This is a genomic window from Zavarzinella formosa DSM 19928, assembly GCF_000255705.1.
GTDB classification, from domain to species: Bacteria; Planctomycetota; Planctomycetia; order Gemmatales; family Gemmataceae; genus Zavarzinella; species Zavarzinella formosa.
The window spans coordinates 280,284-306,322 of record NZ_JH636442.1 but is presented as its reverse complement, the minus strand read 5'-3'; the positions used below and the strand labels follow the sequence as shown (position 1 = coordinate 306,322).

Annotated in this window: 23 protein-coding genes and 1 tRNA gene; 16 read left to right on the top strand and 8 right to left on the bottom strand. The window is 57.6% G+C overall.

What is annotated here, in order from left to right:
* Nucleotides 1-168: 168 nt before the first annotated feature.
* Nucleotides 169-2,256 carry an SEC-C domain-containing protein gene (locus tag BGIM_RS0122510; protein ID WP_020471989.1) on the top strand — a complete coding sequence of 696 codons (2,088 nt, stop codon included), beginning with the start codon at nucleotides 169-171 and terminating at the stop codon, nucleotides 2,254-2,256.
* Here the strand turns inward: BGIM_RS0122510 and BGIM_RS0122505 are convergent.
* A complete protein-coding gene (locus BGIM_RS0122505) occupies nucleotides 2,253-2,588 on the bottom strand; it encodes a P-II family nitrogen regulator (RefSeq protein WP_020471988.1) in 336 nt (111 codons plus the stop codon). The two genes, BGIM_RS0122510 and BGIM_RS0122505, sit on opposite strands and share 4 nt — an antisense overlap.
* Before the next feature lie 145 nt (nucleotides 2,589-2,733).
* Here BGIM_RS0122505 and BGIM_RS0122500 point away from each other — a divergent pair, with 145 nt between their 5' ends.
* The gene (locus BGIM_RS0122500) at nucleotides 2,734-3,645 is read left to right on the top strand and encodes a metallophosphoesterase family protein (RefSeq protein ID WP_020471987.1); all 912 of its coding nucleotides are present in this window, start codon (nucleotides 2,734-2,736) and stop codon (nucleotides 3,643-3,645) included.
* A gap of 108 nt (nucleotides 3,646-3,753) precedes the next feature.
* The gene (locus BGIM_RS0122495) at nucleotides 3,754-7,116 is read left to right on the top strand and encodes a PVC-type heme-binding CxxCH protein (protein WP_020471986.1); all 3,363 of its coding nucleotides are present in this window, start codon (nucleotides 3,754-3,756) and stop codon (nucleotides 7,114-7,116) included.
* On the opposite strand, the gene BGIM_RS0122490 is transcribed toward BGIM_RS0122495, so the two are convergent.
* The 3 genes from BGIM_RS0122490 to BGIM_RS0122480 are packed head-to-tail and all read right to left on the bottom strand — an operon-like array spanning nucleotide 7,117 to nucleotide 9,405.
* A complete protein-coding gene (locus tag BGIM_RS0122490) occupies nucleotides 7,117-7,869 on the bottom strand; it encodes a metallophosphoesterase family protein (RefSeq protein WP_020471985.1) in 753 nt (250 codons plus the stop codon).
* Nucleotides 7,870-7,891: 22 nt separating this feature from the next.
* Nucleotides 7,892-8,845 (bottom strand): tRNA glutamyl-Q(34) synthetase GluQRS, encoded by a 954-nt coding sequence (gene gluQRS / locus BGIM_RS0122485; protein ID WP_020471984.1) that lies wholly within the window; start codon nucleotides 8,843-8,845, stop codon nucleotides 7,892-7,894.
* Entirely contained in the window at nucleotides 8,842-9,405 is a 564-nt protein-coding gene (locus BGIM_RS0122480; protein WP_020471983.1) for a cob(I)yrinic acid a,c-diamide adenosyltransferase, read from the bottom strand. Before BGIM_RS0122480 ends, gluQRS begins: the two co-directional genes overlap by 4 nt.
* Before the next feature lie 214 nt (nucleotides 9,406-9,619).
* Between BGIM_RS0122480 and BGIM_RS0122475 the strand changes: the two genes are divergently transcribed.
* The 7 genes from BGIM_RS0122475 to BGIM_RS0122445 all read left to right on the top strand — a co-directional run bounded on the left by BGIM_RS0122475 (nucleotide 9,620) and on the right by BGIM_RS0122445 (nucleotide 18,125).
* Nucleotides 9,620-10,189 carry a hypothetical protein gene (locus BGIM_RS0122475; protein WP_020471982.1) on the top strand — a complete coding sequence of 190 codons (570 nt, stop codon included), beginning with the start codon at nucleotides 9,620-9,622 and terminating at the stop codon, nucleotides 10,187-10,189.
* Nucleotides 10,190-10,528: 339 nt separating this feature from the next.
* On the top strand, nucleotides 10,529-11,950 hold the full coding sequence (locus tag BGIM_RS0122470) for a trypsin-like peptidase domain-containing protein (protein WP_162136277.1): 1,422 nt from the start codon (nucleotides 10,529-10,531) through the stop codon (nucleotides 11,948-11,950).
* Between the two features lie 188 nt (nucleotides 11,951-12,138).
* The gene (locus BGIM_RS0122465; RefSeq protein WP_020471980.1) at nucleotides 12,139-14,193 is read left to right on the top strand and encodes an enoyl-CoA hydratase-related protein; all 2,055 of its coding nucleotides are present in this window, start codon (nucleotides 12,139-12,141) and stop codon (nucleotides 14,191-14,193) included.
* Between the two features lie 74 nt (nucleotides 14,194-14,267).
* On the top strand, nucleotides 14,268-14,735 hold the full coding sequence (locus BGIM_RS0122460) for a RidA family protein (protein WP_020471979.1): 468 nt from the start codon (nucleotides 14,268-14,270) through the stop codon (nucleotides 14,733-14,735).
* Nucleotides 14,736-14,850: 115 nt separating this feature from the next.
* Nucleotides 14,851-15,777, top strand: a complete 927-nt coding sequence (locus BGIM_RS0122455) for a sugar phosphate isomerase/epimerase family protein (protein WP_020471978.1) — start codon at nucleotides 14,851-14,853, stop codon at nucleotides 15,775-15,777.
* Nucleotides 15,778-16,061: 284 nt separating this feature from the next.
* Nucleotides 16,062-16,955, top strand: coding sequence for a serine hydrolase (locus BGIM_RS0122450; protein WP_020471977.1), 894 nt, complete (start codon nucleotides 16,062-16,064; stop codon nucleotides 16,953-16,955).
* Between the two features lie 24 nt (nucleotides 16,956-16,979).
* The gene (locus BGIM_RS0122445) at nucleotides 16,980-18,125 is read left to right on the top strand and encodes a Gfo/Idh/MocA family protein (RefSeq protein ID WP_020471976.1); all 1,146 of its coding nucleotides are present in this window, start codon (nucleotides 16,980-16,982) and stop codon (nucleotides 18,123-18,125) included.
* A gap of 76 nt (nucleotides 18,126-18,201) precedes the next feature.
* Here the strand turns inward: BGIM_RS0122445 and dapA are convergent, their stop codons facing one another.
* Nucleotides 18,202-19,089, bottom strand: a complete 888-nt coding sequence (gene dapA / locus BGIM_RS0122440; protein WP_029630289.1) for a 4-hydroxy-tetrahydrodipicolinate synthase — start codon at nucleotides 19,087-19,089, stop codon at nucleotides 18,202-18,204.
* Nucleotides 19,090-19,384: 295 nt separating this feature from the next.
* Here dapA and BGIM_RS0122430 point away from each other — a divergent pair, with 295 nt between their 5' ends.
* The 6 genes from BGIM_RS0122430 to BGIM_RS0122405 all read left to right on the top strand — a co-directional run bounded on the left by BGIM_RS0122430 (nucleotide 19,385) and on the right by BGIM_RS0122405 (nucleotide 24,151).
* Nucleotides 19,385-20,224, top strand: coding sequence for a MotA/TolQ/ExbB proton channel family protein (locus BGIM_RS0122430; protein WP_020471974.1), 840 nt, complete (start codon nucleotides 19,385-19,387; stop codon nucleotides 20,222-20,224).
* Between the two features lie 86 nt (nucleotides 20,225-20,310).
* A complete protein-coding gene (locus BGIM_RS58025) occupies nucleotides 20,311-20,784 on the top strand; it encodes an ExbD/TolR family protein (protein WP_020471973.1) in 474 nt (157 codons plus the stop codon).
* A gap of 10 nt (nucleotides 20,785-20,794) precedes the next feature.
* On the top strand, nucleotides 20,795-21,292 hold the full coding sequence (locus tag BGIM_RS0122420) for an ExbD/TolR family protein (RefSeq protein WP_020471972.1): 498 nt from the start codon (nucleotides 20,795-20,797) through the stop codon (nucleotides 21,290-21,292).
* A 252-nt stretch (nucleotides 21,293-21,544) separates the two neighbouring features.
* A complete protein-coding gene (locus BGIM_RS0122415) occupies nucleotides 21,545-22,324 on the top strand; it encodes a hypothetical protein (RefSeq protein WP_157369344.1) in 780 nt (259 codons plus the stop codon).
* A 78-nt stretch (nucleotides 22,325-22,402) separates the two neighbouring features.
* The gene (locus BGIM_RS51820) at nucleotides 22,403-23,968 is read left to right on the top strand and encodes a prenyltransferase/squalene oxidase repeat-containing protein (protein WP_020471970.1); all 1,566 of its coding nucleotides are present in this window, start codon (nucleotides 22,403-22,405) and stop codon (nucleotides 23,966-23,968) included.
* Between the two features lie 109 nt (nucleotides 23,969-24,077).
* Nucleotides 24,078-24,151 (top strand) — tRNA-Arg (locus BGIM_RS0122405).
* Nucleotides 24,152-24,199: 48 nt separating this feature from the next.
* Here the strand turns inward: BGIM_RS0122405 and BGIM_RS58020 are convergent.
* The 3 genes from BGIM_RS58020 to BGIM_RS0122390 all read right to left on the bottom strand — a co-directional run bounded on the left by BGIM_RS58020 (nucleotide 24,200) and on the right by BGIM_RS0122390 (nucleotide 25,903).
* Nucleotides 24,200-25,168 carry a tyrosine-type recombinase/integrase gene (locus BGIM_RS58020; RefSeq protein WP_020471969.1) on the bottom strand — a complete coding sequence of 323 codons (969 nt, stop codon included), beginning with the start codon at nucleotides 25,166-25,168 and terminating at the stop codon, nucleotides 24,200-24,202.
* A 6-nt stretch (nucleotides 25,169-25,174) separates the two neighbouring features.
* The gene (locus tag BGIM_RS0122395) at nucleotides 25,175-25,399 is read right to left on the bottom strand and encodes a hypothetical protein (protein ID WP_157369343.1); all 225 of its coding nucleotides are present in this window, start codon (nucleotides 25,397-25,399) and stop codon (nucleotides 25,175-25,177) included.
* Nucleotides 25,400-25,594: 195 nt separating this feature from the next.
* Complete coding sequence (locus BGIM_RS0122390; RefSeq protein WP_029630286.1) at nucleotides 25,595-25,903, bottom strand: hypothetical protein; 309 nt, start codon at nucleotides 25,901-25,903, stop codon at nucleotides 25,595-25,597.
* Nucleotides 25,904-26,039 lie beyond the last annotated feature (136 nt).

Genomic DNA, 26,039 nt, shown 5'->3' with positions numbered 1-26,039 from the left:
ATCCGAACGATACGCAACTCGTTACCATCAGGGTAATTTGTAATTTCGTCCCGGTCAACGCGCGAGAGACGAAATTTCCACCAGAACCCAACCCGTTCAACCGCGCCTTCCGTACTCTAGGACAAGATTCGACTCTCTGGGATCATTTAGCCAGCCAAGGGATCCGCCATGAGTATTCAACCGTATGCGTTGTGTCCCTGTGGAAGCGGGAAGCAATTCAAGTGGTGCTGTCAGCCGTATTATCCCCTGTTCATCAAGGCCCTTGAGCAACAAGAGACCGGGCAAAAGGCGACGGCCCGGATGACCATCGATCAACTGACCTCCAAGTTTGCCCAAGTTCCGCAGGCTTGGTGCTATCGGGCTGATTTTTTGGCCCGGACCGAAGACCGGACGGGGGCCGAACAGGCCGTTGAGCAAGCCTTGAAACTTGATCCGGAACTCCCGTTTGCCAACTTCATGAAGGGGATGTTCCGTTTCGACGAAGGGGAAACCACCGGGGCCATTCTATTGTTCAGACGGGCGGCCGAGCGTTTCCCGGCCGAGGCGAAGCCGATGATCACGGAAGTGAATTCACGCATCGCCCAACTCGAACTCCAGGAAAACCGTCCGGTGGCCTCCATCGCCGCCATGCGAAAATCGCTGGCCGCCATGCCAGACGACGTCGAATTGCGCACCAATTACAACGCCATCTTTGGTTCGGAATCCCAGTTGCTTTCCACCATCCGGCGAGAATATCAGTTTCGACCGGGAACCACCGAGGCTGAACGAACGGCGCTGGCCGAACCAATTAAAACGGCGACGTCCGGGCGATGGACCGAGGCCGCAAAGGCTTTGGAAGCCATCCTCCCTCAATTTCAAGAATCGTCGGCGGTTCAATTCAACCACGGCTTGCTGCGGGCCTGGCTGGGGGACAACCGGAAGGGGATTGATTCCCTCGTCAAATCGGCCGAACTCACGGATTCGCTTTCCGAGGAAGAAGAAGCCGTCGCCCTCGCCGAAGTGCTGCGGGGCGGGCGCGGGTTGGAAAACATCTCCGATCACACAGAGCATCGCTTTTACTTGCGGGTGTTGGACGGTCCGGCTTTCTCCAAATTGTTTTCCTCATGGGCCAATGGTGATCGCTTGATCGTCATGGATTCCAATGAGGAAAACGAGACGTTGAGCGCGATCGTCCTTGAAAAGCCTTCCCTCTTGAATGTTGATGTTGGCCCGAAGTTTGGTCGGATGCAGGCGTTTCTTGTGCTGGATCGGGATTTGGTGCGGGTCTGGCACGCTTCAAGAGAAAAGGCCGAGCAACTTGTTCAGGAAATTCGCACAGCAGTCGGCAAGGGCGTCTCGGAACCGCAATACGAACTGGGCGGGGCCAATTTTGGCGACCTGATGGCCGACCTGACGGTGTTCCCGTTGCAAGAAGGCACGCCGGTGGAACTCGTCAAAAGCAAACGAGAAGAGGCCGCCAAATCCTTCTTCGAGGATGTCTGGCTCAAGCGATCCCTGCATGCCCTTGGCGGCGGCACCCCCTTGGATGCCTCCACCCATCCGACGTTGAAGCGGCGTTTGCCGGGGATCATCAAGCACATGGAACTGTGTTTCTTCGCCGGGTCCGAACCGACAGAAGAGACGCGGCAACTAAGCCCCTACGATTTCAACCGGCTTCGCAAAAAGCTTGGTCTGTTGGTCAGTGAACCGGATGGGGCGTTGGATTTCGACACCATTGACGTGGCGAAACTCGGCACGTTGGAAATCGGCGGCCTGGCTCCCGCCCAACTGACCACCGCCTTTCAAGCGGCCATCCGGCTGGATTCCCCGGATCTGGCCGGAAAGTTTGCGAAAGCCGCCATCGGCCAGACTGAGATTGCGGATCGATACCCATTCTTCCAGCACCTGATCTCACTCGCCCGGCAAGAGGGAGACACAACCAGGACGATGGAACTCCTCAAGACGGCCTCTGAAGCCGATTCGGCCAGCAATGAGGGGAAACGGGGGATGCAATACCGCATTCTGACCGGTCAGGCCATCGCCCGGTCGGGACAGACGGACGAGGCGTATGAGTTCTTCAAAAAGACCGTGGCCGACAACCCGAATGAGTTGTCGATCTATGCCCCGGCGGCGGAGACGATGCTCAGCAAGAACCTCGGGGCGAAGGCAATGGAGTTCATCAACGCCGGATTGACCGTCGCCCGAAACCGGAACGACCGGGGAGCCGAGCAGCATTTCCTTGAATTGACAGAAGCAGCCAAAAAGCGAGGCGGTTAAAACTCCAACACGCCCGGTCCGACCGTGGGGACGACGAAAATTTTCCCGTCCCCGATGCGGCCGGTTCGGGCGGCTTGCATGATCGCGGCCGACACTTCGGCGGCTTTCTCGGAGGCCACCCAAATCGTGATCTCGACCTTCGGGATGAAGGCCTGGCTGTATTCACTTCCGATATACCGTTCTAAATAGCCTTTTTGCCGGCTGTACCCCTTGGCCTCCCGCACCGAGCAATCAACCACCCCCAGAATGGCGGCGGCTCGCAGGACGGCCTCGGCCCGGAAGGGTTTGACGATCACAGTGAACTGAAACAAGCCGGGCTGTTCGTCGTTCAAAATCAATCTCCGGGCGTTTGCCTCGTCGTTCGGGTAGTTTATTCACTTCCCGCCCGACCGATGACCGGAACCGTCTTCCCGGTAAGATCAACGTGGTTCTTGTCGACCCGACGCAACGCCTGCTCTCCACAGTGGCTGGAATCGAATGAGCGCACAACCGCTTCGCCTGGCTCATATTAGTGATGTGCATTTGATCGACGAGAAAACCCGTCTCCGCATGCGAGATTGGTTGAGCAAACGGGCCGTTGGCTGGGCGAACAGCCGGTTGACGCGAAGCAAACTCTTTCGTCATGCCCCGGAAATTTGTCGCCATCTGGTCGAACAACTGCCGACCCGGCAACTCGACGGCGTCATCTTCACCGGCGATGCCACGACCATCGGAACGCCGCGTGAGTTTTCGATGGCTTCCGAAATTTTCGCCCCGTTGCTGCAAGCGATGCCCGGTTTGGCCGTGCCGGGAAACCACGACCACTACATGCGGCAAAGCGTCCGGGCCAGATTGTTCGAGACGACATTCGCCTCTTGGCAAACCGGCTTGCGAGTGGACGAACACGTTTACCCCTTTGCCCGGCAATTGAACGGCATCTGGTTCGTGTGTGTGAACTCCTCCCGGCCAAATCTCGCCCCGTGGGATTCGCGGGGCAAGGTGGGACAGGTCCAACTAGACCGGCTCGAAAAACTGATGTCCTCGCTGCCCGCCGGCCCCAAGATTCTGGTGACTCATTACCCTTACCAATTGGGCAACGGCCACCCGGAATTGCGCTGGCGAAAGCTTCGCGATGCCCGCAAACTTTGGGACATCATGGGCAAAGAGGCTTTCTTCTGGTTTCACGGCCATCGGCATGTCCGGTATCACCTGCCAATCATCGGATCATCCTGTGTGGAGGTATGTGTGGGCAGTTCCACCCAAGAGGGCCGTTGGTCTTATCACGAATACACCTTCGCCCGCGATCAACTGGTGATGCTACATCGGATGTGGAACAAAGCCGATCATCGTTTTGATGACGTGTCGGAAGAAATCATCCCGATGCCCGAGGCATGGCAAAAGCATTTTTAACCACCGTGCGAGATGAGGGAGAGAGGGCATGTCAAAAACGTTTTCTGTCCGAACACATCCCGCCGTGGTAAAACGGTCTCTCACTCCAACTGAGATGCCGAGGTTTACATGCGTGCAACTCTCCCGGCCGTGATTGTCGCGGTCTTGTTCGGCGCATCCGGGGCGTTTGCCCAAAAAGAATTCGGGTTCGACAACCGGAAGGGTTCCGGCCAACCCTACCTCAAGCCGGAAGAAACCGTCGCCAGAATGAAGGTGGCCGAGGGCTTTGAGGTCAAACTCTTCGCTGGCGAACCACAGTTGGTGAATCCCATCGCCATGACGGTGGATGAAAAAGGCCGCGTCTGGGTCGTGGAGTGCTTTGAATATCCCAAGCGGACGGCCAAGGGAAAGATGCCGCGAGACCGGGTCCGCATCTTAGAAGACACGGACGGCGACGGCGTTTGCGACAAATCGACCATCTTCATTGAGGGGAAGGATTTCCCCGTCCCGTTTGACTTGGCCTCCGGCATCGAAGTCGGCAACGGCGGCGTCTACCTCGGCGCCCCGCCCTATCTCTTTTTCATCGAAAACAAGAACGACAAACCGGGAAAGATCGAGGTCCTGCTGAAGGGCTTCGGCTCCCAAGACACCCACGAAACACTGAACACTTTCCAATGGGGTCCGGATGGCCGCCTCTATGGCTTGCACGGAGTGTTCACTTACTCCGAAGTAAAGCCCGGCCAAGCGGACGGCCCGGCGACCCGTCTCAATGCGGCTGTCTGGCGGTACGACACCAAGACCAAACAATTCGAGGTCTTTTCGGACGGCACCAGTAACCCGTGGGGCATGGATTACCGCAACTCAGACGGGCAATACATCCTCGCCTGCTGCGTGATTCCACACCTGTTCCACATGGTCCCCGGCGGCATTTACAAGCGGCAGGGGGGCCAGGCGGCCAATCCGTATGCCTATGGGGAAATCAAGGAAATCTGCGACCACACGTTCCACAAGGAAAGTGGTTGGGCCCACGCCGGCCTCATCTCGCTCGACACGCCGGTCATGCCGGAGAAGTATCGCAACAGCGTGATCTTCGGCAGTATCCACGGCTGCTCGCTCAAGCAAAATATTTTGAAGCCGAACGGTTCCAGTTACACCGCCAGCCGAGGGGATGACTTCCTTGTGAGCGGGGACAAGAACTTCCGGCCCATCAATCTCCGCTGGGGACCGAACGGAGAAATCTATTGCATCGACTGGCACGACCAGAATCCCTGCCACCAGACCAACCCGGATGATTGGGACTACGAACGGGGACGGGTTTACCGGATTCAAACCAAGGATTTGAAGACGAAAAAGGCCAAAGACATCGGCATATTGAATGATGGTGAACTTACAGAAGCCCTAAAAGACCCAAACCCGTATGTCGCCCGCACGGCGTTGCGGTTGATCGGCGAGCGGCATCCTGAAATTCTTGCGTTGGGAGGACCGAAAGGCAAAGGGCCGCCCGGATCTGACATTCCGGCAGTTCAACTGCTTAGGTACGCTGCCACATCGAGAACGGAACCAAAATTTGCGGCTGATTTTTACGAAAAGCATTACACGAAGCAAACCATGACTAGCGTGACGATGCCGTTTGAGGTACGAGCCATCAGCGAAAACTTGTCCAACACCACTCCAGCGACAATTGTCCAGATCCTGACAGTATTGGCTAAGAAAGAAGGTCCGGCGATGGTTCGCCGAGAACTAGCCTCGTCGGCCGGTCGGCTCGCAGATCGGGTGGATGTCATCCCGATTCTCCGCGAATTGTTGAAAGCCAAAGACGATGTCAAAGATCCAATGATCCCGCAACTGCTCTGGGTTGCTTACGAAAAGACCATCGCCAAATCGCTCGGCAAAGCAGGCATCACCGATGAATTGAAGTGGCTTGCGGAAAACGCGGCTGGCAACGCACTGATCACTGACACGATCGTGCCGCGCACGATGAAGCGACTCGTCGCCACCGGCAAGCCGGAAGACATTGCCTTGTGTCTCGAATTTATCGGCGGCGTCACCGACGAAGCGGTCACGCTCAAAGCACTGGACGCCCTCGCCTCGGCCATCGGCAACCGGACGGTTCTGGCACCGGGCAACTGGAAGGGTGTGCAAGAGACGCTGGCGAAGAACACCAAGCCGGAAGTGGTTCGGCTCACGAACAGTCTGGCGGTGAAGTTCAGCGATCCGGCGGCGATTCGCAAAGCCTTGGCAGTCGCCATTGATGCCGGGAAGCCGTTGGCCGAACGGCAGGAAGCCATCCGCGACTTGGGGGTGACTCGCGACCACTCGATCCTCAAGCCGATGTTCGGGTTGATTCAAGGAAATGAAGACAACGCCCTGCGGACCGAAGCGATTCGGGCCGTCGCGGGCGTGGATGCCCCGGAAGTATCCCGCGACTTGCTGGCGTCGTGGAAAAACTTCACGCCGCCATTGCGAAACGAAGTGGTCAACGCTCTCGCCGGTCGCAAGGATTGGGCCAATGACCTTTTGGCGGCCGTCGCCAAGAAACAGGTGGATCGGGCTGAACTGACGGACAACACCATCATCCGCATTCAGGCGTTGAAGGACAGCAAGTTAAACACCCAAATCGAACAGGTATGGGGCCGGATGAGGGCCACCCCGGCCGAACTCAACGTGGTGATCGACAAGATGCGGGCGCAACTGGCGGCCGCTCCGGGGTCGTTTGCGCGTGGCAAGATCGTGTTCGACAATCAGTGCGCCAAGTGCCACAAATTCGACGGCCGGGGGAGCGAAGTTGGCCCGAACATCGAAGGCGCCGGGCGGGACATCGAATATTTGCTCGTCAATGTCCTCGACCCCAACCGCGTGATCGGCGCCCCCTATTTCATGCGGACGATCAACCTCAGCAACGGCCGGGTGGAAACCGGGCTGCTTTATGCCGAGGACGATCAATCGATCACGTTGAAGGGGGAGAACGGCGTCCTGAAGCAGATTCAAAAACGAGACATCGACCAACTCAAGGTGCAGGAAAAATCCCTGATGCCCGAGGGCTTGGGTTACAACATGACCGTGCAGGATTTCCGGGATCTCGTCCGCTATGTGATGGCCAACCCGTTCCTGATTCCGGAAGGAGCCGCTTTGCCGGTAGGGGTGAATGGCCGGGCCGTGTTGAAGGCTGGCGAGTCGAAATCGGCGCCGTTGACGGCCGAGGTGACCGCTCCGGCGGCGAAAACCTATCGCTTGCTCGTCGGCGCGAAGGGAACGTGGACGCTGACGGTGAACGGCAAAACGGTGGCCGTCGATCAAAAGGGGAGCGGAACCGCCGCCATTCCGGATCAGTTGAGCGTGAATGTTCCGCTGGCCGCCGGGAAAAACGAGATCGTGTTCACATCAACGACCACGGGCAAAGACGACGCGGCCTATCTGCGGTTCTTCGATCCGAACCGGGAACTGCGATATGTGGAAACAGCCGCCCCGCCTTCGTCTGTGTTGCCCAAGTAATCACGCGAGTTTTGGCATTTCGACCGTTCGTTCGACCACCACTTCTTGGTGGCCGTTCTTTTTATCGAGCTTGCCCGTGCGGTAGATTTCGGTCAGCAGGTTCTTGGCCATTTCGGGCAGGTTCGATTGCCGGAGCAAGCGGATGGTGTCCCCCACGACGTAATCGACCCGCTTGAGTTCGATCCCTTCGGGCGTAATGATCGCGTAGGAAGCCCGAGGATCGCCATCGCGTGGCAGGCCGATGCTTCCTGGGTTGATGACGGTGGTAGCGCCAACCTGAAGAACGAAAGGCACGTGTGTGTGGCCGACGCACACATAATCCACGTCGATTCCTTCCAAACGCCGTTTCCAAAATTCCGGGTCCGGCGGACCGTATTCATCGAACGGATCACGCGGCGTGGCATGAACGAGCAAAAACCGTTTTTCGTCGAGCGTGAGATAAAGCGTACTGGGCAACGTGGCGAGATACCGCCGGTCATCTGCCGAGAGTTGCGCGCAGGTGACCGGCCGGGTCACGCCGGTGAGGTAGCGAAATCCGCTGGCCCCCTGAAGGTAGACCTCTTGGGCGGCCCCGTGGTCGTGATTGCCGCGAATGGCATGGGTGGCGTGTTCCCGCACCCACGCGATGCAGGGATTCGGTTCGAGGCCGTAATCCACCAGATCGCCCAGAAACAGGCACACGTCGAATTCTTCGCGGACGGCTTCCAACGCGGCCCAGTTGGCGTGGATGTCCGAGATTAAGAGGATTCGCATAAAGTCAATCTAGAAGAGAATTTCAGGGAAGATCAACGATTTGGGCCAAAACATTTTGGGACACCACCCACGGATTCCGGGTGATCAATTCCGGCCGATAGACGGGAAGCAACTCGTTGACCGTGATCGGGATCGGCTTTTCGAGCCAGCCGCATGACCATGCCAGCAGGCCGATGACCGCCTCGGCTTTCACGCTGGCCGACCGAAGGTGTTTTAATTGTACATCGCCGTCACGCTTGGCGAACCGTTTTCCCTCTGTGTTGACCACCAGCGGAACGTGCATCCACGTCGGCGAAGTGAGTTTCAGGGATTCGTCTATCCAAAGTTGTTTCGGCGTAGAGGAAAGCAAATCGTCTCCGCGAATCACATCGGTGATCCCCATCGCCGCGTCATCAACGGCGACGGCCAGTTGATAGGCCGGAGTGTCATCGTTGCGCCAGACAACGAAATCACCGCCAATTTGGGATGGTTCCCAAAGGGTTGGCCCGTGGAAACGATCCGTAAACGACGAAGCACGGTCAAACCTAGCCCGCCACGCATAAGGCTTGGTGAGGTTGGCCGCGTCCCCGGCACGGAAGCCGGAACAGGTTCCCGGATAGGTGATTCCTTCTTGGCCGGCGTGCGGAGCGCTCGCGGCGTTCAAAATGTCGGCCCGGCTGCAAACGCAGGGGTAAACAAGTTCGGCCGCCTTCAATCGATCAAGGGCTTCTCGGTAGACGGGCAACCGCTGTGATTGGAAAAATGGCCCCTCGTCCCATGTCAGCCCGAGCCACTGAAGATCCTCAATGATTTGATCGGCCGCTCCGGGTTTTAATCGGCCTGTGTCGATGTCCTCGATTCGCAATACCATTTTCCCACCACGGGATTTGGCATCCAGCCAAGCGATCAAATAAGTGCGGGCGTTGCCCAGATGCTGCGCCCCCGTTGGGGAGGGGGCCAGTCGCCCGCGAACGGGTCTCGCGTCGGCGGCACTCATCGTGATTGACCGGGAACCCACAGAACATCGCCGTTGCCGCCATCGTTCGCGTGACGGGCCATCACGAACAGCAGATCGGACAGGCGATTTAGGTAAATCAAGGATTGTTGATTGATCGTTTCGGTTTGCATCAGTGTGACCACGCTCCGTTCAGCACGGCGACAAACAGTCCGGGCCAGATGCAGCCAAGCCGAGGCCGCCGTGCCCCCCGGCAGGACGAAACTTCGCAGCGGTTGAAGGTGTTCGTTCAGCCGGTCAATCGCTTTTTCCAGCCGTTCAACTTGGGCCGGAGTAATGCGCAAGGCTCCGGTGGATTCATCCGGGGCGACGGGCACGCACAGATCGGCGCCGAGATCGAACAGATCGTGCTGGATTCCCCGGAGCAACACGGCTTCCGAAACCTCCGGGACAATCAGGATCAGCCCGATGACCGTGTTTAACTCGTCCACTTCGCCGTAGGCCGTCACTCTCACGGCGTTTTTGGGAACGCGCGAACCGTCCCCGAGGCCGGTTTCGCCCGCGTCACCGCTCTTTGTGTAAATCCGGGAGAGATAAACCATCTTGGCAAAGCCTCCTGAACGTGATGGTCAATTGATAGGACCGGTCCCGCCAATGGAAACGTTGGAATCGGCAATCTTCGGGAGTTGCGTTCAAGTCCGTCCGAAGAAGTGACCGATACATTCGGCAATCTCGGATTATTGAGTCGCGGAATTTCATCGGTGCGTCGCCCGGTCAGACGACTGATGACGTGCGGGAAGAAACAGGGGAGTCACAATGAACTGGCTGCGTCGCGGATTCCTGATGCTGCTCGGCGTGGGGCCGATGGCCGTCGCCGGTTGCACTCCGGTGGGGATGGGTTTGCTCACCCCCGTTCCGGTCCAGCCTTGGGTGGCTGAACGGATGGAAGAAAAGTACCTTCACAAGAACGACCAACGGACGCCGATCATGCCGCCGGTGCGGGAAGGCTATCCGGAACCGCTTTGCGAGGACGCCCCGACGGAACGCGAAGTGATTCGCACCCTCCAGAAGGTAGCTCGCGGGGTGCCGTTCGTGTATGAGGAATTCCGCGATGACATTCGTGTGAATTCCGAACGGATCGTCGACAAGATCGATCCGCCACGGTTCTTCCCGCTGGTTGGCTGGGCCCGGTTGCATCATTGCCACTGGAAGTGCACGGTGTATTACACGGAAACGATCCAGTCCGATTACCCGTTCCCCGCGAAGCTGAAGAAGCGCCGGGTGCAAGTGTTGTACATCGACAAGGATCACCTCCACTTGTTTGTGGGTCAAGATCCCGATGTACAGAAGGACATCACCCGGGAATTCACCGACTACGCTCCGTGAGTTTGGCCTGAATCGCCCGTCTGAATCAACGCCGCAAGTCGGCGTCCCCGACCGGGGGACGCCGACTTGCGGCGTTTTTGCGTTCTCCCTCCGCCTGCTCACGTTTTCATCACATCTTCACCGCCTCCACCGAATGACCCGGACAATCATACCATTCCGCAACACACGACCGACCGGTAAGACTGGCGCCACGGGTTGTTTCGGGGGATTCTGTTCGTTCCGGAAAGGTCGGGGAGATGGAGAATCGCGCGTTGAACAACCGATCCTTGACTCTGCGGAAACAACCGTGGCGGGCGACGGATCGCCGGCATGGTTTGGGTTCCCGATTCTGGGGTACACATGCTTTCAACGTTGATTTCGCGTTGTCGCCTGGGGGTGATTGCATCAACGCTCGCCCTCGGCGGTGGTTCCCCTTGGACGCCCGAGAGCCGGGCTGACGAACTGGTGATTCCGACGACAACCGGCGCGTTCGGTAATCCCCGAAAAACGCAGGTCGTCGAAGTGGTGGAACGGGTCAAGGCGTGCGTGGTGAACATCCACAGCGAGCGGACGGTGAGCGATGCCAAGTCGCCGTTCAACTCCGCAAAAGACCTTGCCCTCACCCAGCATCGTGTCAACGGCATGGGCACCGGCATCGTGATCGATCCTCGCGGGTATCTCATCACGAATTACCATGTGGTTGATGATGTCTACCTGCTCCGGGTTCGTCTGCACGACGGGACGAGCCTTCCCGCCAAGATCATCGCCCGCGATCCGGAGAATGATCTCGCCGTCCTCAAAATCGACCCGGCCAAGCCGCTGCCGGTCATTCCGCTCGGGACATCATCGGACCTGATGCTGGCCGAGCCGGTGATCGCCATCGGCAATGCCTTTGGATACGAACACACGGTGACCACGGGAATCGTCAGCGCCCTGAAACGCGATGTGACCCTGAACAAAGAAGTGTCGTACAAATCTTTGATTCAAACCAGCGCGGGCATCAATCCGGGGAACTCCGGCGGCCCGTTGTTGAATGTCCACGGGGAATTGATCGGCGTGAACGTCGCCATCCGGGCCAATGCCCAGAACATCGCTTTCGCTTTGCCGATTGACCAAGTGTTGAAGACGACTTCCGAAATGCTGGCCGTGCGACGGCGCCTCGGTCAGTCGCACGGGATCGTTGGCCGCGACATGGTGGATTCCTCATCGAATCCGATCAAGCGCTGGGTGGCCGTTGATAGCGTCGAAGCGAACAGCTCGGCCGAACAGGCGGGCTTGAAGGCCGGCGATGTGATCGAAAAGCTCGGCGATGTCCCGGTGAAGTGCCTGTTGGATGTGGAACGGGCCTACCTTGAATCCTCGCCGAACGCCAAACTTGACGTGGCCGTCAAGCGATCCGGCGACTCGATCAAGGCCGAACTGGCCCTGCGTGGAAATTCACGAATCGTTCCGGCCGTCCCGGTTTCCTCGGCCGGCGGCGATGTGATCTGGAAAAAGCTCGGGCTTCGGCTGGAAGCCGTCACACCCGATTCGGTGACGCATGTGAACAAAGAACTTCGCGGCGGCTTGCTGGTCAAGGAAGTCGTTTCCGACGGCCCGGCCGCTCGGGCGGGCTTCCAACGGGGAGACATCCTGATTGGTCTTCACCAATGGGAAACGATCACCTCCGAGAACGTCAGCTTCGTCCTGAACCATGCCGACTTGGCAAGTTTCTCTCCGGTGCGGTTCTTTGTGGTCCGGGGCAAGGAACTGCGTCGCGGCTGGCTGCCGAACTTCGAGTGATCGCCTGACAATCTCACTGATTCCAAAGAACACCGGTCTTTGCCGGTGTTCTTTCTTTTTCCAGTCTTTGCAAATTGCCCTGTTTCCCACGTCCGGCCGAATTCCCCTTGACCGATTCTCCTTTCCCCGACCAAAATGCTCGCCAGTGCAGGACGCACTTGATCGACTGCGGAAGGAACCGTCTCGTGATGCTCTACGAATCGCCGAATTTTCGGCTGGAAACGGATGAACTCGTCGCCACCATATGGCTCGACTTTCATCTCCGCACCGATCAGACTCTGACAATTCCGCTCATCAACGAACTGACGCTCTTGATTGAACGTGTCGGCCAGATGAAATTTCTGGAGGCACTGGTGCTTCGCAGCGGCCGCCCGGAGGTGTTTTGCCGCGGGTTGGATGCCGAAACATGGAAGTCGTTGAAGACTTCCAACGAAATCGCGGCCTGTGTGATGCGAGGCCAGGAATTGACCCGCAAAATAGCGGGCTTGTCGATGCCGTCGCTGGCCTTCGTCGAGGGAGACTGCGAATCAGGCGGGTTGGAGATCGCGCTGGCGTGTTCAACCATCATCGCCGTGAATCGCCCGGCCACGAACTTCCGACCGGGCTTTCATGAGCAGGGACTTGTTCCCTGTTGGGGCGGCGCGCAACGGCTCACGAACCGGACGGGACCGGGCAATGCCCGGCGTTGGTTCCGCACCGATGTGCGGATTGACGCCGTGATGGCCGACCGCTTGGGGATCGCGGATGTGTTGATGCCCGAGGCGGAGGCCGAAACTGGTTTGCGTCGTCTGCTGGATCAGATCGCCGACGGGCATGTCGTCAAACAATCGCTTTGGAATCGCCTTCGTCGCGGGATCACACGGTATCTTCCCTCTAGCCGTGTGAAACTTCCGGAATCTCAGATAACCGACTTCTTTGACCAACTGGTTGGTTTGCATCAGCATTCGCTGGTGGAGAACCACGTCGCCGAACGGCGGGTGATGGCTCAATTGCTGACGGATGACGAAACACAGAACCGACTGACGATCTCTCAAGAATTGGAATCGGTTCCCGTTATCGCCGAAGGTTCTTTCCAGCCGGTTCGTCGCCTCTTTTGGCTGGGAACCGGCCAAGAGGAATCAGCCGTTGGAAAAGCCTTGCGGTCCCGTGGATTGGAGATAGAGACGCTTCCCGCCGATCCGGAATGGTCGCGGGAACAGTTCGGCGATCAACGCCGGGACTCGGTGGAACTGCTGCTGGTTCCGGGCGAAGACCCGGCCGAACTTCGGCGTCAATTGGCCGTCGTTGCCGGCCGGATTTCCCCGCGCACGGTGATTGCCTTGGTGGGAAACAGTGTCACGGTTGCGGAAGTCCAGGCTGGGTTGCCCAATCCCGCCGGCATCATCGGCCTGCATCTTCCGGAATGGTCACTTACGCCGGGCCTCATCGAAATTTCCGAGGGACCGCAGACATCACCGGACGCGGTCAACCGAATCGGATCATGGCTGGGTTCTCTGAAATTCGCCCCGCACCTCGTCACCGACCGGCCGGGGCGGGTGGCCGACACGCTGCTGCTGGCTTACTTGTCGGAGGCGGTCGCCTTGGTCGCGGACGGATTTTCCCCGCGTGAGATCGACGGGCTGGCCATTCAACTCGGGTTTGTCCGGCCGCCGTTGGAATGGTGCGACGAGATTGGTTTCGAGGAACTGGCGACGCTCACTGCCCAATTGCAACTGGCCCGACGGGATGGCTTTGCCCGGCCGTTGTTGTTTCAAAAATTCCGGCCGCATGGCTGGAATGGAAAATCGAACGGCGAGGGCTTTTATCGCCACGGATTCTGGAAATCCGAAAACGAATTGGCCCGCATGGTCCTCTGGCGGGATCACGACCGTCAAACCAAGGCCCCGTACATCACGGACATGGCGACGGGCCTGACGGACGCCGGGGACCGCCTGATTTACCGGGTCATCAACGAGGCCGCCCAACTGGCGTCGAACGAGTCGGTGCTGTTGAACAAAAGCGCCGACCATGTCGCGGTTCTTGCCGGGGGATGGCCGAGATCGCTGGCGGGACCGTTGCAGCTCACGGACGACACCGGACTGTTGCGCATCGTGAACCGGCTCCATGAACTTCGGGTTCGCTATGGCGAACGGTTTCGCCCCTCCCCGGAACTGCTTCGACGCACGGAAGCCGGGTTGCGATTTAACCAGACAATCGGCGTGACCCCGGCTCCGGGAGTTTCGTTGATGCGACAGGCCGGTTGAGCGGTTCACTCGGGAAGATCGGTTTCGTATGCTGTTTGGTGCATACCCAATCCGTGTCTTCCCGAGGCCGATTCATGGCAAGCACCCCCGAAACCCGCGTTCAAGAACTTCACCTCACGTTTCCCCCGGCCCCTGTTCCCGTCGCCAAGTACAAAACGGCCGTCAAAGTCGGTAACATGCTGTACGTCTCCGGCCACGGCCCGCTGAAGCCGGACAAGACCCAAATTACCGGCAAAGTCGGCAAAGACCTGAATTTGGAGGAAGGCAAAGCCGCCGCCCGGCAGGTCGGATTGGCGATTCTCGCCACCGTGAAGGCCACGCTGGGCTCGCTGGACAACGTTGTCAAGTTGGTGAAGACCCTCGGGCTGGTGAACTGCACGGACGATTTCGGCGATCAACCCAAGGTCATCAATGGTTTCTCGGAACTGATGGCCGAGGTGTTCGGCGAAGAAAACGGCGTCGGGGCCAGAAGCGCCGTCGGCACCAACTCCCTGCCGGGCAACATCTCGGTGGAAATCGAGTGCATTTTCGAGATCAAGTAAGCAAAACTTTCTGCTTGTGAATCGCAACGTCAGCCATTAGATTCGGCCGCACGGAACCACCGGCGGCCTGACCGATCAAACTTTATTCACTGTCATCATTCAGGGGATTCTCTCCATGAGCGCTCGTCTTTCCATCGGTTCTTGGGCTTACATTTTCAATCAAGAAGTCCCGACCAACGACTTTCATCAAGTGCTGCACAAACTGCAAGACCTTGGCTATGAAGGCGTGGAACTCGGCAGCTTCGGCGTCCACCCGACGCCCGTGTCGCACCCAACCAAGGCCAGCCGGGCGAAGCTGAAAAAGGAAATCGCCGACCACGGTTTGGCCCTCTCCGGCATCGCCGTTGACCTGTGGAGCTTCAAAAAGCCCGGCCCGTCGATCCTCGACGAAAACCCGGTCCCGTACATGTCGGCCTTCCTCGGCTATGCGGCTTTTGCCGCCGATCTTGATGTGAAGACCATCCGGGTGGACTCGGTTGAATCGCCCGATTTCTTCACGACCTCGGGCATGGACTCGAAGCTGGGCATGGACCGCATTATTTCGGTGTGGGACAAGTGCAGCAAGATTGCGGCCGATTTCGGCATGAAGATGTGCTGGGAGTTTGAGCCGGGCTTCGTGTTCAACAAGCCTTCCGAAGTGCTGGCCATCGTCGATGGTGTGAAGGCCAAGGGCAACGCCAATTTTGGCGTGCTGTACGACACCTGCCACGCTCACATGTGCGCGGCCATCGGCGCCAACCACCAAGGCGAAAAGGAACTGCTCAAGGGCGGGGCCTTGGAACTCCTTGAAAAGCTCCACGGGAAGATCACCCACATCCACCTGATCGACTCGGACGGCAGCCTCAACGAACACAATACCTCGACCCACAACCCGTTCGGCACCGGCAACCTGGACTTCGACCAATTGATTCCCGCCATCCAAAAAGCCGGTGTGCCGAACGATTGGTGGTGTGTGGACCTGTGCTTCTGGCCGAAGGCTTGGGAAGTGACCGCCGACAGCAAGAAGTTCTTGGATAAACTGCGGGCCAAATACGTGGCGTAAGTGAAGGGAAAGAAGGAAGAGAAGTAAAAGGCACTAACCACAAAGGCACAAAGATCACACAAAGCTTCACAAAGATTAAAACAAAATAGAAGCAAAGGAAGAAATCAAAAGAGACAAAGGAAAGGCATTCTTCTGATGCGTTTTTACTTTGTTTCCTTTGAGATTTTCTTCGCTTGTTGTTTTTGAATTGATTTGTTTTCCTTTGTAAAACTTTGTGTGATCTTTGAGTCTTTGTGGTTGGTCTTCTCTTCCCTTTATTCCTCGCCATTTCAAGGGGAGATTTGATGTTTCACACGGTGATGCTTTGTCTGGCGGCACTGCCTGCCGCTGGGTCGAATCTTAACGTGCTTGAGCAAAAAATCTCCGCATTGGCCAAGGCCCATGAGGGCCGGGTGTCGGTGGCGGTCAAACATCTTGGAACAGGGGAAACCATTCTCCTGAATTCAGGCGAGGTAATGACCACCGCCAGCCTCATCAAATTCCCGATCATGGCCGAGGCTTATGCCCAAGAATTGGCCGGGAAGGTGAAGCTCGATCAGAAAATCACCCTGACCAAAGAAGACATGGTGCCGGGGTCAGGTATCCTCACGGAACACTTTTCCCCCGGCATGACCATGAGCCTGCGGGACGCCATCCGGCTCATGATTGTTTATTCGGACAACACGGCCACGAACTTGGTGCTGGATCAAGTGGGCATCAAGGCCGTCAACGACCGGATGGCCGCGATGGGTTGTGGCGAAACCCGCATCAACGCCAAGGTTTTCAAGGGTTCGACCACCTCCGTCGATCCGGCTCGCACGAAACAATACGGCCTCGGTTCCACCACCGCGAAGGACATGGTTTCGCTGCTGGAGTTGCTTCACCGTGAAGAACTGGTTTCTCCGGCGGCCAGCAAGGCAATGCTGGCCCATCTAAAAAAATGCGAAGACAAGGACAAGTTCCCCCGGCGTTTGCCGCCGTCCGTGGTGGTCGCCCACAAGACCGGCTCGGTGAACGAGGCCCGGACGGACGCGGGGATTTTGTACTTCCCCGGCGGGCCGGTCGCGGTCTGCGTGTTGACCAATCAAAACAAAGACAAGACCTGGACTCCCGACAACGCCGGAAACAAATTGTGCGCGGACATCGCTTTGGCGGTCTTTGAGCACTATCACCAACCCAAGACGAATCCGAAGAAGTAACCCCCAACCAACCAGGAACTCTCCATGTCAAAAAAGCCGCTCAATATCGGGATGATCGGTTATGGCTTCATGGGCCGTGCCCACTCGAATGCCTACGTTCAGGTGAACAATTTTTTTGACCTGAAGTACCGCACCGTCTTGAAAGCCGCTTGCGCCCGCAACGCCGAGAAGGCCAAAGAGTTCGCCGACCAATGGGGCTACGAATCCATTGAAACCGACTGGCGAAAGCTGCTCGAACGCAAGGACATCGACGCCGTCGATATCTGCGTGCCCAATAATCTGCACTGCGAAATTGCCCTCGCGGCGGCGGCGGCGGGCAAGATGATCCTGTGCGAAAAGCCTCTGGCCCTGAACGCGGCTGAGGGCCGCAAGATGGTCGAGGCTGTTGAAAAGGCCGGGGTGGCAAACACCGTTTGGTACAACTATCGCCGCATCCCGGCGGTCACACTGGCCAAGCAACTCATCGACGAAGGCCGGCTCGGCAAAATCTTCCACTACCGGGCCAAATTCCTGCAAGACTGGACCATTTCCCCCGAGTTGCCGCAGGGGGGCAACGGCCTCTGGCGGCTCGACGCGGCGGCCGCCGGCAGCGGCGTCTCCGGGGACTTGCTGGCTCACTGCATCGACACCGCCCTGTGGCTCAACGGCCGGATGTCGAGCCTCTCGGCGCTGACGGAAACCTTCATCAAAGAACGCAAGCACAACCTCACCGGCAAGGTGCAGGAAGTGACCATCGACGATGCTTGCACCTTCATGGGCAAGTTCGAGAACGGGTCGCTGGCGAACTTTGAATCCACGCGATATGCCCGAGGCCACAAGGCCCTGTACACCTTTGAAATCAACGGCGAAAAAGCCTCGATTTCATGGGATTTGCACGACCTGCACCGCCTTCAATACTTCGACCACCGGGATGAATCCAAGATCCGCGGTTGGCACTCGATTCACGTCACCGATGGTGACCATCCGTACATGGGCAAGTGGTGGGTTCCCGGTCTGGCCATCGGGTACGAGTCGAGCTTCGTGCATCAGGTGGCCGACTTCATCGAAGGGCTGTCGAGCGGCAAACCTTGCTCGCCGACATTCCGCGATGCAATGGAAACCCAAGTGATTCTTGACGCCATTCTGGATTCGGCGAAGAGCCAGCAATGGGTGAATATTCCGAAGGTGTGAGCCAACGAAAAACCCCGCCGAAATGGCGGGGTTTTTCGTTTGAACGACAGGTCAGGCATGTCACCTGACGCACATTTCACAGCAAGCCGTATTGCGTCAGGGTCTTGCGAATCTTGTCCTTGCCCGCGTCATCCATCCCGCACATCGGCAACCGCAATTCGCCGTTGCCGCGGCCCAAGAGCATCATCGCCGTCTTGAGGGGGATCGGGTTTGTCGCCGCCCCGAGCATGTCCCGGCAAAGCGGGAAGAGTTGCTTGTGCCACTTCTGCGCTTCGGGAATGTTCCCGGCGTTGAAGGCGGCGATCAAGGCTTTCATGTCCTTGGGGACAATGTTACCCACCACGGAAATCACCCCGCGTCCGCCGATGCTCATCAAGGGGAGCGTCAGGGAGTCGTCCCCTGAGAGAACCGTCAGGTTCGTCAGGGCGATGATTTGCGAGGCTTGGTCCAGAGAGCCGGTCGCTTCCTTCACGGCCACGAGGGTTGGGCATTTTTCAGCCAGTCTGGCCATCGTTTCCGGCAGAATATTCGACCCGGTGCGGCCCGGAATGTTGTACAGCACAATCGGGATATCCACCGACTCGGCCACGGCCGCGAAGTGCTGGTAATAGCCTTCTTGGGTCGGCTTGTTGTAATACGGGCCGACCATCAACGCCCCGTCCGCGCCGACCTTCTTGGCGAACTTCGTCAGCCGAATCGCCTCGCGGGTGGAGTTGGAACCCGTGCCCGGCATGACCTTGATGCGGCCGCGGGCCTGCTCGACGACCACGCTGATGACTTTCTCGTGTTCGTCGTGGTTTAACGTGGGGGATTCGCCGGTGGTTCCGACCGGGGCGAGGCAGTCGGTTCCTTGGGCAACGTGCCAGTCGACCAGTTTCCGAAGGTCGTCGTAATCCACTTCGCCGTTCTTCAATGGCGTCACCAAGGCGACCGTCAGGCCGGCAAATTGTTCTCCCCGCGTCATGACCCTGCTCCGAATTCCTTGTTCATTTGTTGGAACAAATCCCCAGTCCATTCCGTCAAGCATATCAAGTCCCGCGTTTGGCCGCCCGCTCAAAGATCCGAAAACGCCGGGGTTGCGATGGAAAAATATTGTCCACGCGAAGAAAACTCTTGACCCGAGTGGTTGAATGCGTTTCCATGTTGTATACCTTTACCCAAAATCACTGTCTTGTGAGTGTTTCGGTCGATTCTGAGCCCCCACCTCGGGCAACAATCGGAAACACTCTGTTCTTGTATCTCCCTTACAGCGAGTCACCATGCTCGAATTGTTGACGCGACGGCGTTGGGTTGCGATGGCAACCTTTTTGCTCGCCGTTCTGGTTCTGCTTCTCACGGCCGATCCGTCGTTCGCGCAGGAGGGCGATGCGGCAAGACCCGACAAAAGCATCTTCCTCCACATCATCGAGTCGGCCGGTTGGGTCTTCATGGTGGTGCTGGGGCTTCCCTCCATCGCCCTCGTCGCCCTCATCGTCCTGTTGCTGCTCGACCTGCGGATGAGCGTCGCCATCCCGCCGGGCTTCGTGGATGAATTCATTGACACCGTCAACAAGCGCCGGTTCAAGGAAGCTTTCGACATGGCCCGGAACGACTCCTCGTTCCTCGGCCGGGTGCTGACGGCCGGGATGAGCCGGTTGCAGTATGGATTGGAAGACGCCCGTGATGCCGCCTCGAACATGCTTGACAGCATCCGGTCTGGCAAGGAACAGCTAAACAACTATACAGCCGTGATCGGGTCGCTCGGGCCGCTCATCGGGCTGGTGGGAACGGTGCTCGGGATGATCCGGGCGTTTATGTCGCTCGGGAAGGGTGGTCCGCCGAATCCGGCCGAACTGGCCAAGGGGATTTCGGAAGCCCTCTCTGTGACGTTCCTCGGGATCGGCATCTCCGTCCCGGCTATTTTCTTCAACGCTTTCTTCCGCAATCGCATCATCTCAGTGTCAATGGACACGAGCCACATTGCGGACGATCTGCTGACCCAGATGTACCACAACTCCAAGAAGGCCGGCGGCGTTCCCACGGGCACGACCGGAACAACGGCGACCGCCGGACCGGCGTCGGCCCCGCCGCCTCCCCCGCCGCCGGCTCCGGCCCGCTAAGTTTCGAGGCGGACTTTCGGTGACGGACGGAACTCTTGACCGGGTTCCGTCATCCCAATTCACAGGTTCCTCGCGGGGGTTTCCAGATGAGTCACGGCGGCGGTGGCGGTGAGGACGGAGTCAGCTCGGAGCCAAACCTGACTCCGCTCTTGGACATGGTTCTCCAGTTGGTCATGTTTTTCATGCTCGTGACCAACTTCGTGTCCGACGAAATGAGCGACAAAATCAAGTTGCCCATTGCCAGCCAGGCGAAGCCGCTGACGGCCAAGGACACGAACTTCATGTATGTGAATGTGGACAAATCAGGCCACATCTTGTTTCCCGGCAAAGAACCGATTATCGACGAGTCGGAAATTATGTTCAACATGCGGAACTTCGTGAAAGTCAATCGCCTGAACCAAGATGGCAAAACCCCCGAGCGGGTTTATGATCTGGTCACGGTAATCATCCGGGCTGACAAAGACGCCAAGTTCCGCGATTTGCACAAGACGATGACGGCCATCAAAAAGGTCGGCTTCAAGCACTTGCAACTTCGGGCCGAACTGCCCGGGTCGAAATGAGGGGATCGACATGAGCCACAAGAAGAAAAAAGAGCCCCCGATCGACATCACCCTGCCGATCACGCCGATGTTGGATATGAGCTTTCAGCTTTTGTCCTTCTTCATGCTGACCTTCAAGCCGATGCCGACCGAAGGCCAGATGTCGATTAATCTGCCAAAGCCGGACGCGGCCGAGACACCGACCGATAAAGTCGATATTCCCTCGGATGACAAAAAAGACGAATATACGATCACGGTGTTCTCCTCGCAGGGAGACATTGGGTTGATCAGTTTCAAGGGGCCGGTCTCGGCGCCCGCCGAGTTGGTTGGTGAAAACAAACTGGCGGCGTTGTTGAAGGCTCTCAAGGATATTCCCAAACCGGCCGGCAAGGGCCCCGAGGCTATCTCAGTCACCATCGAGGCTTCGCCTGACCTGAGTTATGCCCGGTTGATCGAAGTGATGGATGTCTGCAAGCGGGCCGGATACGAATCGGTTGGGCTCACGCCGATCAAAAAAGAGAAGAATTGACGCGGTTCTAGTCTCGGTCGCCTGTTAGAATGATCTCAGGGTGGTAATATTTCAGCCAACTCCGGGAACTATCTGACCAGTTTCGGCGTCTCAACCCACAGAGAGAATCCCATGAGCAACACCGGACAAATCTGCCGCCGGTTCACGGGAACAATTATCCGGTTCGTTTCCGTAGCTTCGTTTTTGGCGGGTTCTCTCACACTAATCGCCCAAGAACCAGGTCAAACTCTCCCGCCGACCGATGTGACTAAAGTGGCTCAGCCACGTCCGGAAGCGGAATCGGTTCAGTTGGACCCGAAATATGAAAACTTCGAGTTCATTGAGGATGACGCCCCATTTGAGTATCGCGGCAAGAAGATCATCGACCCGAAAAAGGAGATGGCCGCCGCCAATGAACTCAAGGCTTACGATTACGTTCTGGCTTTTGCCAGCAAACTAAAACCCGAGGTGATGGCGAGACACTCAGCCCGGAATGTGCCATACCCAACCCTGTTTAAAGATGGTCTTCGCGCGGAATATCTTCGGGAATTGATGCATTTTGAGGGAAAACTGTCCCTCATCCTTCCGATGAAGCCCACGGACGGACTGCGCGAGCTTGACAAAATTGACAAGCTTTATGAGGTTTGGATTTACCCGGCCGGTCACAACGACCCGCTTTGTCTGGTGGTCTCCGAACTTCCCGAAGGGGTTGAACCGGGGGAAAACCAAAATTTGAATGTGTCGTTTGACGGCTATTTCTTCAAGTTGTTCCGCTACGAAAGCCGTCAGGACAAGCCCGGCGAAGCTGGCAAGAAACAATGGCGCCGGGCTCCGTTATTCCTCGGCCGGACTTTTGAAAACAAGGGATCGGCGGCCAACACCGAACCGCTTTATTCGGACAACATGCTCCTGACAATTGTCTTGTGCATGTTGACTCTGGTGCTGTGCATTGCCGGCTTGGGATGGTGGTTGAAGCGGGGGGGGCGGTATGTCGAGGAAGAAAAACGCCGCCGTTTGGAAGAATCGACGAGTTTTTCGGACGAGTCTTCCTGATTTTCGGGAACGTTCGCCCGGTTCAAGAGTCTAATTTGTTATTCATATGTTGGAATTTCCAGTTCGGGAGGTCTAACGGTGTCCACGAAACCTGAAAAGCCGGAAACCCCGGCGACAGACAGTGCCGGAAAGCCAAAGGGCGTTCCGGTGATCCGTCGTGTCGAAGTGGCCGAAGATGATTTGCAAACCCGGGTGCTCAGTCGGCACGTCCCGGCGTGGGTGATCTCCGGGGCCATTCATGTGGTGGTCATCGGGGTCGGGATTTTGTTCCTGTCTTCCCCCGAGAACGTCGCCGCCAAGATGGACGACAATATCGTGGCTGCCCAAGTGGAAGAGCCAAAGGAAGAAAAAGAAAACCTCACGAACGAGGACATCGGTTTCGACGCCGATCTCGCCGCCGCCACCAATGTGGACAAAGAAGACGTTGCCAACGTCGAGGCGCCGAAATCCGACGAACCGGTCGGACTGGAAAACCAGAAAGAAGACATCGCCCCCCAAACCGCCAATGCCGGAATCACCGACAATGCCGGGCCGACCGGCGTGGATGGCCCGGCGAGCGACGTTGGGGCTCAAATGGGTAAAGACGGCGGCAATGCGAGCATGTCTGTGGATGGCATGAAAGGCCGAAATTCCGGCGCGACCAAGGACAAACTCCTCAAGGCCGGTGGCGGCAACAGCGAGTCCGAAGCGGCCGTGGCCCGAGGGCTGAGCTGGCTGGCCCGCAAGCAACTGAAGGACGGCTCTTGGGAATACGACGGCGGCTCAAAGGCCAACAAAGTGGCCGCGACCGGGATGGCTTTGTTGCCGTTCCTCGCCGCCGGGGAGACCCACAAGTCGAACGGCAAATACAAGAAGACCGTTGATGGGGGCCTGCAATGGCTGATGAGCCGGGTCGGTTCCGGCGGCATGATGTCCGCCAACATGTACGAACACGCCATCGGTTGCGTGACTCTCTGTGAAGCCACCGGGATGACCCGCGATCCGCTGGTTAAGAGGAAAGCCACGGATGCGATTGGCTTTCTGGTTCACGCCCAAGCGAAGAATGGCAGTTGGGGTTACTCCTCCGGCACGGAAGGCGACACCTCAATCGTCGGCTGGCAGATTCAGGCGCTGCACTCGGCCAAACTGGCCGAGATCAAGTTCGACAAGGAAAAGGTTTACGGCCTGACCGAAAAATTCCTGAACGATGTGTCGAGTGATTCGGGTGCCAAGTACGGCTACCGGGAGAAGGGCGCTTCGCAATCCCTGACGCCGGTTGGCCTCTTGAGCCGGTATTATATCGGCTGGACGCCGAAGCACCCGGCTTTTGCTCGCGGGGTGGAATTCATCAAGCAGTTCCCGCCGGCGATGAACTTCTTCGACATGTACTTCTACTACTATGCCACGCAAGTGATGCATTTCTACGACGGTCCGGACTGGCACAAATTCTGGAACCCGAAAATTCGCGATTTGCTGATCAACCTGCAAAACAAGTCAGCTGACGAAACACTGAAGGGAAGTTGGGAAAAGGACGGCGGCTTCATCGGCTCCTCCTGCGGCCGACTCGGCACCACCTGCCTGGCCCTGCTGACCTTGGAAGTTTACTACCGCCACCTGCCGCTCTACAAGCGGGACAATGGCGGCCTGGCCGAACTCGAACGATAACACGGAATCCGGAGGGCCGGTACTCGCGACCGGCGGGGGGCAACCCCCGCCGGTATTTTTGTTTCCTTGTGATGGCCTTCTGACCGACTGTCCGTAAACTTTCATCCACGCGCCCGTAGCTCAACTGGATAGAGCAGCGGTCTTCGGAACCGCAGGTTACAGGTTCGACTCCTGTCGGGCGTAGTTTTCAGATTGACTGCATATGACACTCGACGCCACGGGAAGACTAAACTACCGTGGCGTAACTGTTTGCGGTATTTCAGACTTTTCAGGCCGGTTCAAAGCATCTCCTAACTGCGTCGTTTGGCGCGTCGTCCGCGCGTCGTCGGTGATGGTCCGAAGATAATCCGCGTCCGTCACTTGCAAATAATGCTTCGCGGCGACACGGGCAGAGTTGCCAATCCAAGCTGTGACGACGTGCAGGGGGAAGGTCTGGACAAGTTCCGTTTCCCGGCTGGCGCGCATGTTCTGGAATGGTTTCGGCCACGGGATCAGCCCGGCCCGGTGGACGATCCTCTCGAACATGGTTCGCAGGTTGGTGTCATGAGCCACGTTTCGCCGGGCGACATAGATGGTTCCCGGTTCGGCCTTCTCGAAGATCTCTTCCAAGTACGGCCGGAGTTCCGGGAACAACGGAACCCAACGTCGGCCCCCGTCGGCATGATGAGCAGTTTTCGGAGACTTCACTAAAAACCTGTTCCTCTCCCAATCCACGTCATCCCACGTCAACGCGGCCAGTTCCGACGGGCAACGAAGCCCCCCGAAGCGTGCCAAGGCGACGATTAACCGCCATTCGGCATTGGGGCAGACGTCGAGAATCTTTTGCGTGTCTTCACGGGTCAGATAATACTGCCGTTCAGGGTTCGCCATTGAACCGGCCTTCACATCGGAAAATGGGTTTGAGGCCACCAGCTCGGCGAGGCGGGCTGCGTGGAAGAATTGTTTCCCATACTTGATGAGCCGGGAGACGTAGGCGGGCGAATACTTCTTTCGCATCGCGGCAACGAATCCATCCGCTTCCCCTTCGGTGATGCGGTCGAAGGGTTTCGTTCCTCCAAAATGATCGACCAGTTTCGCACCGGCTTGTTTCAGGGTGTTGAGCGTTCGCGGCTTTGCGTCGGCCTGAAGACCGACGACGTGTTCAATCAACCCGGCCAATGTCGTCACTTCCCTTTTCACCCGCTCGGGGATCAATCCCACGGCGGCCTATTTATCGGCCAGTTCGTCGCCGATGCTCGCCACCCATATGGCGGTCGGCTTCTCAATGGCCGACTGCGACGAATTTGACGACGCAAGGCTTTCTACCTTCGCCCGAATTTCGTTGGCGGTTTTGGCGGGCACTTTGCCTAGATAAATCGACTTCCGTTCCCCGTTGGCGTTCACAAACAGGATGCGTCGGAAACCGTTCTTGTTTGTCGAGATAGTGGCCATCGAAAAAACCTCGGTTCGCAATTGTTGGCCGACGGGCATCAGGAACAGGAAACTTCCGTCATCCCGACCGGCCAAAGTTTGGAGATTGTATCACGGTCATATCGAGTCGCGCCACGCCATTCGCTGTCGAGTCATCAAAGAAGCAAGGAAGGAAGACGGATGCCACACACAGGGGTTGGCACGTCTTCGGGAGTATCATCCTTTGATGGCGTCTAATGATGGGTGATCGGCAAACGACAAGTGTGTGACCTGACTGTCTTCCTTCCTTTCCCCAATGTCGGCGGTGTTGGCTTCAACATTGTCCGGCCGCAACCGCCAGTGCCATTCATTCCCCTTTTTGAAGGCCGATCCTCCAAGGTGATTGAGGATGTCCCGCCACCAGTCAATTCGATATGAGGTTTTGATCGCGGAGTTGCCGAGGGAAACGCATTCCGTCGAATGTTTGGGGCCATCCCGAAGGAAGTCATGAAGAAATTCGGCGGCTTCGTCATTTTTCTGGGACAATTCTAACCCCCATCTGAGATGAAGGTATGCCATGAATCTCGATTGCATGTCGAGCCGGAATCCGCGAGCATTTCGACGAAGGCCCCGCCCTTGTCACAAGTTTTCCGGCTGCGCAAACCTAGTCTGAAAAGTGCTT